Source organism: Janthinobacterium glycogeni, from assembly GCF_051380725.1.
Taxonomy (GTDB): domain Bacteria; phylum Pseudomonadota; class Gammaproteobacteria; order Burkholderiales; family Burkholderiaceae_D; genus Janthinobacterium.
This window is the reverse complement of record NZ_JBNYXP010000004.1, coordinates 226,649-244,154: the sequence shown is the minus strand read 5'-3', so window position 1 is coordinate 244,154 and position 17,506 is coordinate 226,649. Positions and strand designations below refer to the sequence as shown.

Below are 17,506 nucleotides of genomic sequence, written 5' to 3'. Positions count from 1 at the left end.
ATTAACTTGTCTTAATTAGAAATATTTGATGGCTTGCAGCCAGAAACGGCCCGCCGCATCCGGCGCCGAAGTCGCCTTGGCGTTGCCCAGCTTGTGTGCGTAATACGCCTTCAGGACGAGCGCATTGGCGCCCGTCCACGTCACGCCCACGCCCGCGCCGCTGAGCGTGCGGCGGTTCTCGCCGGCGCTCCAGGCATCGCGGTTCAGCCTGACGGTGCCCGTGTCGGCAAAGGCCAGCACCTGCAGCTGGCCGGGAAACGCCGTGAAGGACGTCACGTTGCGGCGCAGTTCCAGGTTCAGCACGTAGCCCTGGTCGCCATATGCCTCGCCGCCCGGATAGGCGCGCACGCCGCCCACGCCGCCCAGGCCCATCTTTTCGGAGACATCGAGGTTTTTCGACGCCGCCTGGCCGCTGATCACGCCGAACAAGCTCGTCTCGCCGCCCAGGCTTTGCACGCGCGCCGCATTGAAGGCAAGCTTGTTGAAGTGGCCGTTGCTTTTCACCGTCAGCTGGTCGATCAGCAAGGCCACCGGCGTCTCGATATCGATCTTGCCCGTGGTATACGTGACGGAATAGGTGCTCGCGCCACCGCCGCCCCAGCCATCGCGGCTGTCGCCGTTAAGGTTCAACATCCACACCTTGGCCGTCTTGTCGTTGACGCTGCCCGTCGATTCCGTCCTGTCCTGGAATTTCTTGTCGTCGTAGCTCACTTGCGCATACAGATTGTTGCTGCGCGAGCGGATCAGCGGATAACTGCCATACGCGCTGGCGATCTTCGCCGTGCCCTTGGCGTCGAGCACGGCAAATTCCTTGCCCAGCTTGTAATCCATATACGTGTAGGCGCCGCCCAGGCGCAGCAGGCCGGCCTGCCCCTGATAGGCCAGGCGGCCATAGTTCAAGCCGTCGGCCGAGGTGAAGGCGCGCATGGTGGCCACGTCGCCGATGCCGGCCAGCTCGTTGATGTTCAAGGTGGCGCCGATGCGGTTGCGGCCCGTGTAGCGGTTGCCCTGGTTGTCCAGGTCGATGCTGCCGTTGAAACGCGAGCCGGGCTGCACGTCGACGATCAGGTCGGACGCGCCCAGCGAAGCACCCGGCGCCAGGGTCGAGCTGACCTGCACGCCCGGCAAGTCCGACAGCAGCAGCAAGCGCCGCTCGAGCGGCGGCGTGGCGATCACCTGTCCGTCGAGGCCGGCCAGTATCGCGCCGGCCAGGCCGTCGGACAGATTGCTCTGGTTGCGCAGCTGCACCTGGCCATACTGGCCCGGCAGCACGTCGATGGCAACGACGCCATTCTCGATGTCCTGTGCGGGCAGATACGCCTGCGCGAGGAAATAGCCACGGTTCTGGTAATAACTGGCAATTTTTGACGCCATGGCGCGCAATTCCCCCAGGGTCAGCTCGCTGCCGGGGACAAAACCCGTGGCGGCGACCAGTTCGCTCTCGGCAAACACGGGCGGCGCCGTGATGCGCAGGCGCTGCACGGTGATGCGCGTGGCATCGCCCACGGTGGTGGCAGGCACATTGCCCTGCTGCACGCGGATGGCGGGCGGCGCTTTCGGCAACTGGGGTGCGACGGGAATCTGCTGCAGCTGGCTGCCGGCGCCCGGAGGATCGACGGCATAGACGCTCTGGATCAGAACCAGCAGGGTCAGGGGAAATAATTTGGTGTTCAAGGTCATCCTTTCAGGCGGCGCGCCCGCGCCGGGCATGCCGCTAGGGGCCGCACCGACGGGGAATACGGGAGCTGCAGGAAAATATCTTACTGACATCATTGTTAAATATGATGACAGATGAAAAATTAGATTCCCGTCAGCAACATTCATCTATTTTAGCCCCTCATCCGACGGGAAAATACCTGTCTGACGCACTCGCTCCCCACATTGGCGCGTCCTCGGCAGCAATAGCCGAAAACCCCGTAAAATCCCGAGAAAATGCGCCTTTCCGCGAAGAAATTCGTTGCTCCAACACAACGATATTAAAATTATGTCACTATCAACATGCTATTCCACGCACACCGCGTGCCGGTACTACAGGCAAGACATTGGCATTACCGCAATACAAAACAATGTTATTTTTTACATACGTAGATCTACTTCCCATGACACACTTTTTTGTTGCAAATAGGCGTGTTACATTCTTGCAAAAATAAATTATCAATAGATAAATACTCTTATTGAAAACTTATTTATTCGATGCCGCATGGGGGACGGTGGCTTGCGTGGATCGCAGCGAGGAACAGTGGCGCGGCAGGCATCCGGCGGATCGGCCCGAGGGCCGGTGGCCGGATGCTGGCAGGAGAGGAAGGGGAAATCAGGAATGCGGCCGGGCCGGGCTGGCTTTACCTGGACAGCACATAGTTGGCCAGGGCGGCGGCATCGGCTTCGCTGAGCTGGCTGAACGGCGGCATGGGCACGGGTCCCCATTTGCCGGCGCCGCCCTGGCGGATATGCGCCGCCACGGCGGCGGCGCCATCCTTGCCCTTGTAGCGGGCGGCCACCTCGGCAAAGCCGGGGCCGACCACCTTCTGGTCGATCGCGTGGCAAGCCATGCAGCCGTTCGCCGCCAGCAAGGTTTTGACGTCCTTGCCGCTGGCGGCGGGAACAACGGCGGCGGCCGGCTTCGCCGCTGGCGCAGGCGCCGCGGCGCCCCGCTCCGCGCCATAGGTTTTCACCAGGTAATCGACCATGGCCGGCATGTCCGCATCGTCAAACTGCGCGCCGAACGGCTTTTTCATCTTCTTGACAGTCGCTTCCCAGTAGGCACGCGGCGAAGCGGGCGGCTGGCTCGATGCATACTGGGCCGCGTGGCACGTCATGCAGTTGCGCTGCACCAGCAGGTAGCCAGGCAATTCGCTGGGTTTGTAGGTCGCCGTTTCCGGCGGCAAGTGGATCTCCAGCGCGCCGGCGCTGCCGGCAAGCGCCAGAGTCACGGCGGCGGCGAGTGTTCTTATCAGCATGGTATTCTCCTCACACTGCCTGGATGCGCGTGGTTTCCACCACATTGCGCATATAACCCATGGGATTCCACAGGGCTTTCATCGGCTGGCTCTGGCCGATGCGGTTGACGGCGCGCACCATCAGCACGTGCCGGCCCTTGCGCGGCGCCTTCATGACCATCGTCCACTCGCGGAACGAGAAGCGTCCCAGGTCCTTGCCCAGCGTTGCTTCCTGCCACGTCTGGCCGCCGTCCACCGAGACGGTCACCTCGCTGATGCCGTGACCGCTGTCGAAGGCGATGCCGCGCAAGGCCAGGTCGCGCCCGGCCTTCACTTGCGCGCCATCCTGCACGCTGGTGATGAAGGAGCGCACGTTCAGGCGGCTGATCGGCGTCGTCTTGCCCACGGGTGTACCCGGCTCGATGAAGCCGGAACCGTTGTCGGGGATGCGGTAGCCCGTGCTCATCCAGAAGCCGTCGAAGGGCTTGTCGAGCACGGTGATGTCGCTCAGGTGCTTGACCCAGTAGGTGCCGTAGTACCCTGGCACGATCAGGCGCAGCGGGTAGCCGTTCAGAAAAGGAATGTCCTCGCCGTTCATGGCCCAGGCCAGCATGACGTCGCCGGCCATGATGTGCTCGACCGACAAGGCTTTCTGAAAGTCGGGACCGTCGCCCACGGGCGGCGTTTCCAGGCCATTGAAGGCCACCTGCACGGCACTGGCCGCGATGCCGGCCTTTTCCAGCACGGTTTTCAGGGAGATGCCCGTCCAGCGGGCATTGCCCATGGCGCCATTGCCCAGCTGCCCGCCATTCGCGCGCGGGGCGAAAAAGCCGCGGCTGTTGCCCGAACATTGCGTCACGGCCACCACGTCGACGGGCTCGGCCAGCTGCTTCAGTTCGGCCAGCGACAGTTCCAAGGGCGTCTTCACCAGGCCCCCGATGCGCAAGCGGTAGCTGCCGCCGTCTATGCTGGTAGGCAAGCCGCTCCAGTGATAGCGCACGAAAAACGCGTCGTTGGGGGTAATCGCGCCCTCATTGAACACGCTGAACGGCGTTTCCAGCTGCGGCGGGCGGCTGGTCAACAGGATCAGCGGGCGCTTTTGCGGAAAGGCCACCAGTTCGCGCTCGCCGTTTTCAAACGGCAAGGTGACGGAGGCGGCAAGCGTCGGCCCCGCCACGGCGGCGGCGCCCAAGGCGGCCGTCGTGCGCAGGAAGCGGCGCCGGCCGGCGGGCAACAAGGTCATATCAGACATGTTTGAGCTCCACTTTGGTGTCGGCGGTGGCGCCGCCGTCGCGGTCGTCGTTGACCAGCTTCTTGATGTAGTACATGACGCTCATGATGACCACGCTCAGCAGGCCGAACCAGAACGACACGCGCTGCTCCGTATCGGACGACACGCTCATGGCGCCCAGGATCACCAGCATGGCGATGATGGTGAAATACGTCAGATAAGGGAACAGCCACATGCGCACCTTGATGCGTTCCGGGCATTCGCGTTCCAGGCGGCGGCGCAGGCGCAATTGAGATATCGCAATGAGCAGGTAGACGAACAGGATCAGGATGCCGTAGGAATTGACGATGAAGGGGAACACGAGGTCGGCCGACACATACGAGACGGCAATGGCGAAGTAGGCGAACAGGGTACTGAACAGGATGGCGCGGATGGGCACGCCATTCTTGCTCAGCTTGACCAGGCCCGTCGGGGCGTCGCCGCGGCGCGTCAGCGCGAAGATCATGCGCGACGAGGCGTACAGGCTGGAATTCAAGGCCGACAGCACGGCCGTCAGGATGATGGCGTTCATGATGTGGGCCGCATACGGGATGTTCATGACGGTCAGGGCGCTGACGAAGGGCGTGGCGATGGCCGGCGAATCCCACGGCACGATGCAGACGACGACGAACATGGAGCCGACATAAAACATCAGCACGCGGGTGACGACGGAATTGGTGGCGCGGGCGATGGCCTTGGCCGGGTCCGACGTCTCGGCGGCGGCGATGGTGACGATTTCGGCGCCCGAGTAAAAGGCCGTGGCGGCGACGGCGCCGCTGAGCACAGGGCCCCAGCCGTGGGGCATGAAGCCGCCATGGCTGGTCAAAAAGCCCAGGGTCGGGATGCTGTTAGGCAAGCTGCCCGTGATGAACAGGGCGCCGACAAACAGGAAGACGACGATGGCGACCACCTTGATCGAGGCGAACCAGAACTCGAATTCGCCAAACGCCTTCACCGAGAACAGGTTGAGCACGGTCATCGAGACGAGCAGTACCAGGCTGATGGCCCACGACGGTACGTCGGGCAGCCAGAAGTTGACCAACTTGGCGCCGGCGATGGCTTCCAGGGCCACGACGACAACCCAGAAATACCAGTACATCCAGCCGCTCATGAAGCCGAGGAATTTCGACACCTTCGGCTTGTCGTCGAAGGCCAGGCGCGCATATTCGTAAAAGGAGCCGACCACGGGCAGGGACGAGGCCAGCTCGCCCAGCATGCGCATGATCAGGACGACCAGGCCGCCCGTGAGCAGGAAGGAAAGGATGGCGGCCGGGCCGGCAGCCTTGGCGATGACGCCGCTGCCGACGAAGAGGCCGGCGCCGATCACGCCGCCGATGGCGATCATGCTCATGTGGCGTTGCTTCAGCGAGTGCTGCAAGCCGGTACTGTTATGCGATTCGCTAATCATGTTTTGTCTCCTGAAAATCTCTGAAGCTCGGTGCGCCCTGCCTGCTGCGGCTTGTTCTTGCCGCGCGGCTTTGTTTTATTTGAGCAACACCGTCAAGCAGCATCGATACATCGTGTGAATCAGTCTGGTTGGCCGCATTCCATAAGTCAATCTGGAAATGCAGCGGCCCGGCGCGTCGCCCGAGGGAGCAACGCGCTGGAGGATACGTACGGGGTATGGCTGAGTTATTGCTGGTTAAAAAAAAGGGAGCGGCGGCAACACTTGTGGCGTGCGCGCCACTCCCGGGAACGTCTTACACCTTGCCCTTCCATGGCACGAGGGTACGTTCGAGGTAGCGCATCATCAAATCAAACAGGAAAGCGAAGAAGCCGATCACGATAATGCCCATGATCACCACGTCGCTGGCCAGGAACTCGGAAGCGCTGAGCACCATGTAGCCGAGGCCGCGCGTGGCCGCCACCATTTCTCCCGCCACCAGGGTGGTCCAGCCCACGCCGATGCCGATGCGCATGCCGGTAAGGATTTCCGGAATCGCGGCGCGCAGGATCACGTGCACGATCACCTGGAAACGCGTGGCGCCCATCGAATAGGCAGCGTGGATTTGCTCCAATGAAACAGAGCTGACGCCGGCGCGGGCCGCGATGGCCATCGGCGCAAAGATGGCCAGGAAGATCAGGTAGACCTTCGAGAATTCGCCGATGCCGAACCAGATGATGACCAGTGGCAAGTAAGCAAGCGGCGGCAATGGACGGTAGAACTCGATCAAGGGATCGAAGATGCCGCGCGCCACGCGGTTGACGCCCATCATCACGCCGACGGGAATGGCGAACAGGCAAGCCAGGCCGAAGGCGCCGAATACGCGCACCAGGCTGGCGACCGTGTGTTCCCACAGGGTGGCGCCGCCGAAACCGGTGGTGGCCGCCATGATGAATTTTTCATAGACAGCTTGCGGCGACGGCAGGAACAGGGGTTTCACCATGCCGCTGGCCGTCACGCCAAACCACAGCAGGAGCACGGCGATGACGGTGACGGTGGCAATGCGGCTGGAATTGCCCTGCCCCGGCGCGCCGAACGCTTCGCCGGGCATGGCGCAGCGGGGGGCGAACAGGCGGCCAAAAAAACCGGCGCGCTTGGCAGTGGTGGGAGGAAATCCCACGACGGATGGGCTATGCATGGGACACCTCCAGCTCTTTATTGACGGCGCGTTCGTCGCCATAAATGATGTTGAGCACCGTTTCGCGCATCTTGATGAAGTCCGGGCTCGATTTCACGGCACGCGCATCGCGGCACTCGAGGAAGCGCTTGTTGAAATCGAGTTCATACGTATGCGTGATGCGGCCCGGGCGGGGCGACATGACGATCAGCCGGTTCGCCAGGAACAGCGCCTCGTCGACGCTGTGGGTAATGAAGAAGAACATGGTGCTGGACTTGGCCCAGATATCGAGCAGCAATTCCTGGATGGTTTCGCGCGTCAGCGCATCGAGCGCCGCCATCGGTTCATCCATGAGCAGCATGGCGGGATTGCTGGTCAGGGCGCGGGCGATGCCGACCCTTTGCTGCATGCCGCCCGACAATTGGTAGATCATATTGTCGTGAAAGTCCTTCAAGCCGACCAGCGCCAGGTTCTTGGCCGCCTGTTCGCGCCGCACGGCTTTCGGCACGCCTTGCAGCTTCAAGCCGAATTCCACGTTTTCCATCACGTTCAGCCAGGGCAGCAAGGCATGTTTCTGGAAAACGACGCCACGGTCGGCGCCCGGCCCTTCCACCTTGTTACTGCCCAACATGATCTCGCCCTTGGACGGAGCGATAAAGCCCGCCATCAGGCTCAGCAAGGTGGTCTTGCCGCAGCCCGAGGCACCCAGCGCGACGACGAAGTCGCCGCTATTGATGGTCAGATTGATATTATTTAAGGCATGTACGCGTTCACCGGCCGTCTTGCCCGGATAAATCACGCTGACATCCTTGACGTACAGATTTTCCATCGTGTCCCCACAGTTCTGTTCAACGCATTCTGTTCAGTCGGCGCGCCCGCAGGCGCGCCATCGCACAACGTTTACTTCAGCAGACCGGCGGCCTGTGCATATTTGGGTGTCACATATTTGGCGTAATCGGGAGCCAGGGTGTCGATCTTGCCTTCGCCCTTCAAAAATTGCGCCGTGGCCAGCAAGGCTTGCGCCACGCCCCCCTTCGCGCCGCCACCGAGCCAGGCAGGCGAGGCCTGTTCCTGCAGCGATGGGTAGGCATACAGGGCCACGGAAGCTGCCACGTCCTTGGCGGCCGCGCCCGAATGCTTGACGTTGGCTTTCACCTGCGGCGAATCGATGGTCCACGCTTTCGGATTGGCGCGGTAGTCGGCGTCGGCAGCGGCCATCACCTTGACGAACTTGGCCATGAAATCCGCATTCGCTTCGCCCCAGGCGCGTTCGACAGCCATGCCGTCAAACGTGGCCTTGCCCTTCTTGCTCAGTTCGCCGGAAGTGACGAGCACCTTGCCGTTTTGCTTGAGTTTGCTCAAGGCCGGGTCCCACACGAAGGCCGCGTCGATGTCGCCCCGCTCCCAGGCGGCGGCGATCTGGTTCGGCTGCATGTTGAGCAATTTCACTTCCGTGGGCTTGATGCCCCACGTTTCCAGCGCGAACATGGTGTGAAAGTGCGTGGTGGAAACGAAAGGCACGGCGATCTTCTTGCCGCGCAAGTCCGTCGGCTTGGTGATGCCGGCGCCATTGCGGGCCACCATCGCTTCGGCTTCGTTGATGTCGTCGATGATCCAGAACAGCTGCAGGTCGACGCCGCGACTGACGGCCGCCGTCAATGGGCTCGAACCGATGACGCCGATCTGCACGTCGCCGGACGCCATGCCGGTGGCTACCTTGGCGCCCGAATCGAACTTGCGCCAGTTGATTTTATAGCCGGTGGTTTTCTCCACTTCGCCGCTGGCGATCGCCACCAGGAAGGGACCGTTGATTTCCTGGTAGGCGATCGTCACTTCCTTGCCTTGCGCGAAGGCCGTGCCGCTTGATGCGACCGCCACGCCCAGCACCAGGGTGCCGAGGACGGCGCGGCGCATCGTTGAAAAAACCGTGTTTTTGCTCGTATTAGTGTTCATGTCTCACTCCAAGATTTATTGTTATGTGTGAACGTTCGGGCAATCTCATCCCTTGCGGGAGGCGCCGCTGGTTGCTCTTTGTCAACCATGCGACGGCTTAGGACGGCTACTGCGATTACTATTTAAAACACTTCATCCTTCAAGTGATACCAGCGGTACAGGAAGCGCTGGCCCAGGCGGCGGAACGGGGCGAACGCTTGCGACTCGACCAGTTCCATCATGTTCGGGTACGGCAGTTTCGAATTGAAGATCGGCAAGCCCGTGTCGCTGGCCTTGCCCGCGATGCGCTCGGCCATGCGCCGGCCCGCCTGCGCCGAATACATGACGCCGTTGCCGCCATAACCGAGCGAATAGAAGATCGATTGTTTCGGATCCGGTTGCACGATGCGCGGCATCATGTCGTGGCTGACGTCAACCCAGCCCCACCACGAGTAATCGATGGCGATGCCCGTCAAGGCGGGGAACTTGCGGTGCAGATCGTTGATCAAAAACTGTTTGTACTTGTCGTCCGGCGCGTCGGCGCCCGTGATGGCGCTGCGGCTGCCGATCTGCACGCGGTTGTCCGGCATCAAACGGTAGTAGTGGCGCAAGATGCGCGTATCCGTGATCACCTGGTGGGTGCGGAAGTTGCACGCCTCGATTTCCGCCGGGGTCAACGGGCGCGTGACGAGCGAATTCGACAGAATCGGCAGCAAGCGGTTCTTCACCTGCGGATGCAGATGGGGCGAGGTGTAGCCGCCCGTGGCGACGGCCACGGCGCGGGCGCGCACCACGCCGCCCGGCGTTTGCAGGTAATGCACGCCGTTGCGCGTTTCCCAGCCCATCACGGGACTGGACGGATGCACCTTGGCGCCCAGCGCGCGCGCCTTGCGCAGGTAGCCGAAGGCCAGCTTACCCGCGTGGATGCCGATGCCTTCCGGCTCGTGCAGCGCGCCGGCCGCTTCCTTGTCATCGACGAATTCGCGCTTGACGGTGTCGGCGTCGAGGATGCGCGCGTCGTACTTGAAGATCTCACGCATGACCTTGGCTTCTTTTTCCAGCGCGGGCATGGCTTTCGCCTTGTGGGCGATGTACAGGTGGCCGCCCGGCTGCGGGTCGCAATCGATGTCGGCCGTGATCTTCTTGAACGTTTCCATCGCGTCGCACACTTCCGTGTGCAGTTTCAGGGCCGTTTCCAGCCCATAGCGCGCGATCCACTGCGAACGCTTCAGGCGGCCCGTCGTGCACTGGGCCTGCCCGCCGTTACGCGTGCTGCAGCCCCAGCTGACCCGGTTCGCTTCCAGCACGGTGGCCTTGATGCCGTGTTCCTGGGCCAGAAAGATGGCGCAGGACAGGCCGGTAAAACCCGAGCCGATGATGGCCACGTCGACGTCGATGTCATGCGTGATGGGGCCGTCGTCGGCAGGCGGTTCGCCAGCCGTGCCGATCCAGTAGGTAGGCGCGTAGGCATTGCCGTGGCCGGGGCGCTGGGCCACCAGCGGATCGAAGGCGGGATCGTAGGGCGTGCGGGCGGCGGTGCTGTTGCCCAGTACGTCAGATGGGGTGTCGACAGGTTTGTTCATGATCATTCCTGGTGAACGTACTGGCTCAGGCTTTGGCAGCCGTGACGACCGGCGGGCGATCCTTGCGGAAGGCGTTCTTCACGGCGATCTTGCCGTCGCGGAAAGTGAAGATGTCGACCATGCGCGCTTCGATGCGCGTGCCGTCCGCCTTGGTGCCGGCAAACGTCGATTCCGTCACGCCGCGCTGGCCGCTGACGAAGTGTTCCGGGTTGAGCCAGGCCGCGTCGGGAAAGGTTTGCCAGGCCAGTTCGAAGCCGGCGCGCACGGCGTCGCGGCCGACAAAACTCTTGCCCAGCAAGTCAGGGCCGGCCACGGCGTGGAATTCGCAGTCGTCGGCCATGGCGGCCATCAGGGCCTCGATATCGTGGCGGTTCCAGGCATCGCCGAACGCTTGCAGGAAGTCGGTGGTGACGGCGTCGGTGTGCGGTACAGGGTGGTTCATGGTGGTCTCCGTAAATCGTTTTTGATACGCTACGTTCCGTTTTTTGTCTTTTATTGAATTTAAGCCTTAAGCATGGCCTTGTCAAATCAAATAATTCAAAAAACGGGACGCCTTGTATTCTTTAATGAAATTATGATGTTTTCGTGACAATCTGTGAGAATTTGGTCACAACGCCATGTCGGATTACGACGGGCCGGGGCCCGGCTAATCCGACCTACACAGTCTCGTAGATTGGGTAGGTCGGATTAGCGGGGCCGCCGAGGCCCGCCAGGGCGTAATCCAACAACACCATCACATCAAACATAGTCTTTATATTTATCCAGGTGACGAATTGGTTTACTCAGCGCATCGCGGCGGAAGGGGTCGCCCAGTTCGCGCGTGCACATGATTTCGATGATAGTCGTCTTGCCTTCATTCATCTGCATGTCAATCGCCTTTTTCAGGGCCGGCCCCACGTCTTCCAGCTTGTCGACAGTAATGCCTTCGGCGCCCATGGCCCGCGCGATTTCCGCAAAGCTCTGGTTGTCGAGTTCTCCGGCCACGAAGCGGCGGTTATAGAAATCGACCTGGTTTTTCTTTTCAGCGCCCCACTGACGGTTGTGGAATACCACGGCCGTGACGGGAATGTTGTGGCGCACGCAGGTCATCGTTTCCATCAAGCTCATGCCCCAGGCGCCGTCGCCTGCATACGACACGGCCGGACGGTGCGGCGCGGCAACCTTGGCGCCGATGATGGTCGGGAACGCATAGCCGCAATTGCCAAAGCTCATCGCCGCAAAAAAGCTGCGCGGCTTTTCAAAGCGCAGATAGCTGTTGGCCACCGAGTTGATGTTGCCGATGTCGGTCGACACCATCACGTCTTCCGGCATGGCTTTTTCCAGCTCGCGCAAGACCTGGCGCGGGTGCAGGTAGTTGCCCGGCTCCTTCTTCTGTTCCTCGATCATGTCCAGACTGTACGCATCCTTTTCATGGGTCCAGTTGGTCAGCTCCTCTTCCCACGCGGCCTTCTCGGCTTGCACGGTGGCATAGCGTGCGTCGCGCGTGGCGTCGCAATCGAGGGTCTTGCCGTCCAGGCGTGACAGGATGGCTTTGGCGGCCGCCTTGGCGTCGCCGCAGATGCCGACCGAAATCTTTTTGACCAGGCCCAGCATCTTGTTGTCCGCGTCGATCTGGATGATCTTGGCGTTCTTCGGCCAGTAATCCATGCCGTGCTGCGGCAAGGTGCCGAACGGTCCCAGGCGCGAACCGAGGGCGACGACGACGTCGGCCTGGGCGATCAGTTTCATGGCCGCCTTGGACCCCTGGTAGCCGAGCGGACCGCACCACAGCGGGTGGCTGGCGGGAAACGAGTCGTTGTGCAGGTAGCTGTTGACGACGGGGGCGCCCAGGCGCTCGGCCAGGGCCTTGCATTCCTCGATCGCTTCGCCCATGACCACGCCGCCGCCCGAGATAATCACGGGGAACTTGGCCTTGGCCAGCAGTTCGGCCGCATCGTTGAGGCTTTGCTCGCCGCCGGCGCCACGGTCCAGGCGGTTCGGCTTTGGAATTTCCGCCTTGATCTCGCCATAGAAATAGTCACGCGGGATGTTCAGTTGCGTCGGGCCCATCTCCGACATGGCGCGATCGAAGCAGCGGCCCGTGAATTCCGCCATGCGGGCGGGATTCGTCACGTGGCCCTGGTACTTCGTGAACTCCTCGAACATCGGCAGCTGGTTCGCTTCCTGGAAGCCGCCCAGGCCCATGCTCATCGTGCCCGTTTCCGGCGTGATGATCACGACCGGGGTGTGCGCCCAGTAGGCGGCGGCAATGGCTGTCACGCAATTGCTGATGCCGGGGCCGTTCTGGCCGATGACGACGCCATGGCGGCCCGAGACGCGCGCATAGCCGTCGGCCATGTGGCCGGCGCCCTGCTCGTGCACGACGGGAATCAAGCGGATGCCGGCAGGGGCGAAGATATCCATCGGGTCCATGAAGGCCGAGCCCATGATGCCGAACATGTCGGTCACGCCATTGGCGGCCAGGGTTTCCACGAACGCTTCGGAAGGCGTCATCTTTTGCGGGCCGGTGGGAATGGCCGCTGCGGCGGCGGCTTTTTGCTCGGTCATGTCATTCATGGGTGTCTCCTGGTCTGTGGTAATGAACTGCAGCGTATTTATCAATATATTTATCAAAAAACGGTATATTTTGTTCCGAAATTTGATATACAATTCAATTTAAGCGTTCGGCAATCAAAAGTCAAACAGAATTTCGAGGAAACGGTACAATTTGAGTTCGAAAATGAAATATGCTGAAGTAACACTCATTGCTACCCAACCGAGGCCACCATGGACATGATTTCATCCCCAAAACTTGAGCCGGAAAAACTGGAAGGCGACACGCCCACGATGCGTTTGTTTGCCTTGCTGGAAGTGATTGCCGAGAAAGACCAGCTGCTGTCGCTGCAAGCGCTGGTGGAAGAAACGGGGCTGCCGAAGCCCACTTTGCACCGCATGCTGCAACAGCTGGAAAGCGTGGGCGTGCTGCAGCGCGAAAGCGATGGCCGCCACTACAGCACGGGCGTGCGCCTGCGCCGCCTGGCGTCGAACCTCTTGATTAACAATACGTTCCATGGCGCCCGCCGCATGGTCTTGCGTCAGCTGGTCGAGGAAGTGGGCGAAAGCTGCAACCTGACGGCCTTCAGCGGCAGCGAAGTGGTGTACCTGGACCGGGTGGAAACGGCGGCCCCGCTGCGCTTCTACCTGCATCCGGGTTCGCGCGTGCCGGCCCACTGCTCGTCCAGCGGCAAGCTGTTCCTGGCGCAAATGACGCCCGTGCAACGGCGCCGCCTGCTGGGCCACATGGAATTGACGCGCTTTACGGACAAGACGGAAACGGACCCCGTCAAGCTGGAACGCGAACTGGAACTGGTGCGCCGCAACGGCTACGCGCTGGACGACGAGGAATTCCTGCCCGGCCTGCTGTGCGTGGCCGTGCTGGTGCCGAACCCGAACGGCCGCTCGAACCTGGCCGTGGCCATCCAGGCGCCCATCATCCGTTTGACGCACGACAAGGCTTTACATTTCTTGCCAGCATTGCAACGCGCCGCGCAAGCCCTGGCCGCCATCGAATCGGAAACCATGCCGACGACGGGCGGGGACGACGACGCATTGCAAGCAGGTAATTCATAACCGCTGCGGCACCCATGCTGCGGCCAGACCAGGAGAACAAGGTGCCAGATTCACGCCAACATCCCCCCGCCGCCGCAGCGCAAACGTTACAATCCGTGCGCAGCCTGTTCCATATCGACAGCGACCTGCTCGTGCCCGTCTTCACGGAGCGCGACCCGCACGTGCCCGACATCGACCCCGCCTACCGTTTCAACAAGGACGTGACCCTGGCGATACTCGCCGGCTTCAGCCACAACCGACGCGTGATGGTGCAAGGCTTGCACGGCACGGGCAAGTCCACGCACATCGAGCAGGTGGCCGCGCGCCTGAACTGGCCTTGCGTGCGCGTCAACCTCGACGGCCACATCAGCCGCCTGGATCTGGTCGGCAAGGACGCCATCGTGCTGCGCGAGCAGCAGCAGGTGACGGAATTCCAGGAAGGCATCGTGCCCTGGTCATTGCAACGCCCCGTGGCCCTGATCTTCGACGAGTACGACGCGGGCCGTCCCGACGTGATGTTCGTCATCCAGCGCATCCTCGAGCGCGACGGCAAGTTCACCCTGCTCGACCAGAACCGGGTCATCACGCCCCACCCCCACTTCCGCCTGTTCGCCACGTCGAATACGGTGGGCCTGGGCAACCTGAACGGCATGTACCACGGCACGCAAGTGCTCAATCACGCGCAGATCGACCGCTGGAACATCGTCGCCACGTTGAACTATTTGCCGCAGGACGAGGAAACGGCGATCGTGCTGGCCAGGGTTCCCGCCATGAACGACGAGGCGGGCCGCCAGTTGGCGAGCAGCATGGTGGCCGTGGCCAGCCTCACGCGCCACGGCTATGCGGCGGGCGACCTGGCGTGTCTGATGTCGCCGCGCACGGTGATTACCTGGGCGGAAAATTGCCAGATCTTCCGCGACCCGGCCCTGGCCTTCCGCCTGTCCTTCCTCAACAAATGCGACGAGGCCGAACGGCCCATGGTGGCCGAGTATTACCAGCGCTGTTTCAATGAGGAATTGCTGGCGACGGCGCCATGAGTACCGAAGCGACCGCGCCCGCCGCCTACACGCGCGCGCAGCAGGATACAGATGAACTGTGCGCGGGCGCCATCCGCGCCCTCAGCGCTTCGCCCTCAATACGCTACCGGGGCCGGCGCCTGCACGACGGCCACCGTCCGCTGCCCATCCATGCGGCCCATCTGCAAGCCGATGTGGCGCTGCAGGATTTACCCTCGCTGCGCGGCGCGGCCGACAGCGTGGCACTGCGGCTGTTGCATACGGACGCCGCCTTGCACAAGTCCCTGTGTCCGGTCGAACCCGTGGCGCGCCTCGTCTTCGAACTGCTGGAGCAGCTCAGGGTGGAAACGCTTGCGCCGGATCAACATGCGGGCGTCATCGCCAACCTGCGCCACCGTTTTACGGCGTGGTCGCACGCGTTCTACGATTCCGGCCTGGCCGAGGGCGCTTCGGGCTTGCTGTTGTACACAGTATTCCAGATGTGCTGGTCGCGCCTGACGGCCCGGCCCGTACTGGAAAAGACGGAAGATTTTATTGAAGCCACACGCTGGTCCGTGTCCTCCGCATTGAGCGGCGACCTGGCCGGACTGCGCCGCCAACGCGCCGACCAGGCCGCCTTTGCGCGCCATGCGCTGGCCATCGCCCATGCCGTCGACGCCATGCTGAAAGAGGCGCAGGCGGCGCGCGACGGCAGCCAGGATGAGGCAGGCGACGCCAAGGCGCAGGCGGCGTTCAAGCTGCTGCTCGATTTCGACAGCGACAACGACCACCTTCCCGATGCCGCACCGCTGGGCGACAGCCGCGCCTTCAGCGATGGCCAGGGCGGCTATCAAACTTACTCCACGACCTACGACCGCGAAGAAAAAGCGGGCGAGCTGGTGCGCCACGCCCTGCTGCTGGAATACCGCGAACGCATGGATGGTCGCATCGCCAGCCTGGGCATCAACACGGCACGCCTGGCGCGGCGCTTCACGCAATTGCTGGCCGTGCCGCAGCGCGACGGCTGGTCGTTCGGCGAAGAAGAGGGTTATATCGACGGTCGCCGCCTGGCCCAGCTGATCAGCTCACCGTCGGAGCGCCGACTGTTCCGCAAGGAACAATTCCTGCCGCAGGCCGATTGCCTCGTCACTTTTCTTGTCGATTGCTCCGGCTCCATGAAGACGCATGCGGAATCCGTGGCCGTGCTGCTCGATATTCTATTGCGCGCATTGGACCAGGCGGGCATCGCCACGGAATTGCTGGGCTTTACGACGGGCGCCTGGAATGGGGGACGAGTGAAACGCGACTGGATGCGCGCCCGTTCGCCCGCCAACCCGGGCCGCTTGAACGAACTCGTGCACATGGTTTTCAAGGATGGCGAGACGAGCTGGCGCCGCGCGCGCCCCGACATCGCGGCCCTGCTGAAGGCGGACCTGTACCGCGAAGGCGTCGATGGCGAAGCCGTGGACTGGGCGTGCACGCGCATGCTGGCGCGCCCGGAACGGCGGCGCATCCTGCTCGTCGTGTCCGACGGCTGCCCGATGGATACGGCCACGAACTTGGCCAATGACGAGTTTTACCTGGCGCAGCATCTGAAACAGGTGGTGGCGCGCCGCGAAGCACAGGGCGCCGTGGAAATCTGCGGGCTGGGCCTGGGCCTGGACCTGGGCGCCTACTACAGCCGCAGCCTGGCCACCACCCTGCCCGCCTCGCTGAACAATGAGCTGTTCAGCGAGATCGCCCAGCTGATCGGCGGGCGCGGCCGGCGCTGATCAGGCGCGGGGCTTGCGGCGGCGCGCCATCACGCCGGCCAGCGCCAGCCCCGTCAGCAACATCACATAGGTTTCCGGTTCCGGCACGGCACTGATGTATTCATATGTCACGGCCACGCGGCCGGAAGCGGCCGTCTGGAACTGCGTCAACAAATTGCCCGCGCCGCTGCCCGTCGAGGAACCGATGGCATTCAAGCCCAGGTAAATCAAACCGCCGCCCGCCGAGGAAAACAGGGCAAAGTCGCTGGCGCTGGCGCTCGTGTAGCTGTTCGACCCCGTGCTCGAACGGGGACCCGTGCTGGCGCCCGACGTTCCCGCGAAGTCGATGCTGCCATCGAAGGCGCTCAGGGCGAACGTCTGCGTGAACAGCGGATTGGCCACCAGCAGGGTGGAGTTGTCGGGACGGTACAAGGTCAGCAACGAGGCCAGGCTCAGGGTCACGTCGGAAGCCCCGGCGTCCAGGCTTTCCACCTTGCCGCTGCCCTGCACGCCCCCTTCCAGATGGAACTTGATCGACGTCAAGGTGCCCAGGCTGCTGTCGAACTTGCCCAGTCCCAGGGTGTCTGACCAATTGGTAGCGCCCAGGGCACGGTCGGCACTGAAGCTGATGGTCTGGGTGGCCGCCTGGGCGGAAGATGCGGCGCCAAGGCCTAGCACGGCGGCGGCCAGTGCGATGAGAGATTTGTGCATCGATGACTCCTGTTCATTCAATGAGGGGACGTGGATCATGCAGTGATTCACACGGGAAACGCGAGGGAAACCCCTCGCGCCGCAGCCCGGCAATACCGCTATCCAGGCAATTCATTGTAATAAATGAAAAAGTCGCAATATACTCAGTTTGTTGCAATTTTAAAAATAAGTATTGTTAT

Annotated in this window: 15 protein-coding genes; 4 read left to right on the top strand and 11 right to left on the bottom strand. The window is 62.3% G+C overall.

Annotation, left to right across the window (positions count from 1 at the left end; all coding sequences use genetic code 11):
- Positions 1-15: 15 nt before the first annotated feature.
- Positions 16-1,674 (bottom strand): ShlB/FhaC/HecB family hemolysin secretion/activation protein, encoded by a 1,659-nt coding sequence (locus tag ACQ4W4_RS12005; protein WP_436542197.1) that lies wholly within the window; start codon positions 1,672-1,674, stop codon positions 16-18.
- Between the two features lie 107 nt (positions 1,675-1,781).
- On the opposite strand from ACQ4W4_RS12005, the gene ACQ4W4_RS12000 reads away from it, so the two are divergent.
- On the top strand, positions 1,782-2,150 hold the full coding sequence (locus ACQ4W4_RS12000; RefSeq protein WP_436542196.1) for a hypothetical protein: 369 nt from the start codon (positions 1,782-1,784) through the stop codon (positions 2,148-2,150).
- 189 nt (positions 2,151-2,339) lie between these two features.
- On the opposite strand, the gene sorB is transcribed toward ACQ4W4_RS12000, so the two are convergent.
- The 9 genes from sorB to xsc form a co-directional block, all read right to left on the bottom strand.
- The gene (sorB, locus tag ACQ4W4_RS11995; protein WP_436542195.1) at positions 2,340-2,957 is read right to left on the bottom strand and encodes a SorB family sulfite dehydrogenase c-type cytochrome subunit; all 618 of its coding nucleotides are present in this window, start codon (positions 2,955-2,957) and stop codon (positions 2,340-2,342) included.
- A gap of 10 nt (positions 2,958-2,967) precedes the next feature.
- Positions 2,968-4,179 (bottom strand): SorA family sulfite dehydrogenase catalytic subunit, encoded by a 1,212-nt coding sequence (sorA, locus tag ACQ4W4_RS11990; RefSeq protein WP_436542353.1) that lies wholly within the window; start codon positions 4,177-4,179, stop codon positions 2,968-2,970.
- A 1-nt stretch (position 4,180) separates the two neighbouring features.
- Complete coding sequence (locus tag ACQ4W4_RS11985; protein WP_436542194.1) at positions 4,181-5,614, bottom strand: amino acid permease; 1,434 nt, start codon at positions 5,612-5,614, stop codon at positions 4,181-4,183.
- Between the two features lie 292 nt (positions 5,615-5,906).
- On the bottom strand, positions 5,907-6,701 hold the full coding sequence (locus ACQ4W4_RS11980) for an ABC transporter permease subunit (RefSeq protein ID WP_058049276.1): 795 nt from the start codon (positions 6,699-6,701) through the stop codon (positions 5,907-5,909).
- Between the two features lie 79 nt (positions 6,702-6,780).
- Positions 6,781-7,596 carry a taurine ABC transporter ATP-binding protein gene (locus ACQ4W4_RS11975; RefSeq protein WP_071324509.1) on the bottom strand — a complete coding sequence of 272 codons (816 nt, stop codon included), beginning with the start codon at positions 7,594-7,596 and terminating at the stop codon, positions 6,781-6,783.
- Between the two features lie 71 nt (positions 7,597-7,667).
- On the bottom strand, positions 7,668-8,720 hold the full coding sequence (gene tauA, locus ACQ4W4_RS11970; RefSeq protein ID WP_436542193.1) for a taurine ABC transporter substrate-binding protein: 1,053 nt from the start codon (positions 8,718-8,720) through the stop codon (positions 7,668-7,670).
- Between the two features lie 122 nt (positions 8,721-8,842).
- Positions 8,843-10,282: an NAD(P)/FAD-dependent oxidoreductase gene (locus ACQ4W4_RS11965; RefSeq protein WP_436542192.1), complete on the bottom strand. Its 1,440-nt coding sequence runs from the start codon at positions 10,280-10,282 to the stop codon at positions 8,843-8,845.
- A gap of 25 nt (positions 10,283-10,307) precedes the next feature.
- Positions 10,308-10,724, bottom strand: coding sequence for a nuclear transport factor 2 family protein (locus ACQ4W4_RS11960; RefSeq protein ID WP_436542191.1), 417 nt, complete (start codon positions 10,722-10,724; stop codon positions 10,308-10,310).
- Positions 10,725-11,020: 296 nt separating this feature from the next.
- Entirely contained in the window at positions 11,021-12,829 is a 1,809-nt protein-coding gene (gene xsc, locus ACQ4W4_RS11955) for a sulfoacetaldehyde acetyltransferase (protein WP_436542352.1), read from the bottom strand.
- Between the two features lie 225 nt (positions 12,830-13,054).
- Here xsc and ACQ4W4_RS11950 point away from each other — a divergent pair, with 225 nt between their 5' ends.
- From ACQ4W4_RS11950 to ACQ4W4_RS11940, 3 genes are read left to right on the top strand one after another with little or no spacing between them, the layout of a single operon-like run.
- Entirely contained in the window at positions 13,055-13,891 is an 837-nt protein-coding gene (locus ACQ4W4_RS11950; protein ID WP_369811606.1) for an IclR family transcriptional regulator, read from the top strand.
- 41 nt (positions 13,892-13,932) lie between these two features.
- The gene (locus ACQ4W4_RS11945) at positions 13,933-14,907 is read left to right on the top strand and encodes an AAA family ATPase (protein ID WP_436542190.1); all 975 of its coding nucleotides are present in this window, start codon (positions 13,933-13,935) and stop codon (positions 14,905-14,907) included.
- Positions 14,904-16,637 carry a cobaltochelatase CobT-related protein gene (locus tag ACQ4W4_RS11940; protein ID WP_436542189.1) on the top strand — a complete coding sequence of 578 codons (1,734 nt, stop codon included), beginning with the start codon at positions 14,904-14,906 and terminating at the stop codon, positions 16,635-16,637. The genes ACQ4W4_RS11945 and ACQ4W4_RS11940 overlap by 4 nt, the downstream gene beginning before the upstream one ends.
- On the opposite strand, the gene ACQ4W4_RS11935 is transcribed toward ACQ4W4_RS11940, so the two are convergent.
- Positions 16,638-17,327, bottom strand: a complete 690-nt coding sequence (locus ACQ4W4_RS11935; RefSeq protein WP_436542188.1) for a choice-of-anchor E domain-containing protein — start codon at positions 17,325-17,327, stop codon at positions 16,638-16,640.
- Between the last annotated feature and the right edge of the window lie 179 nt (positions 17,328-17,506).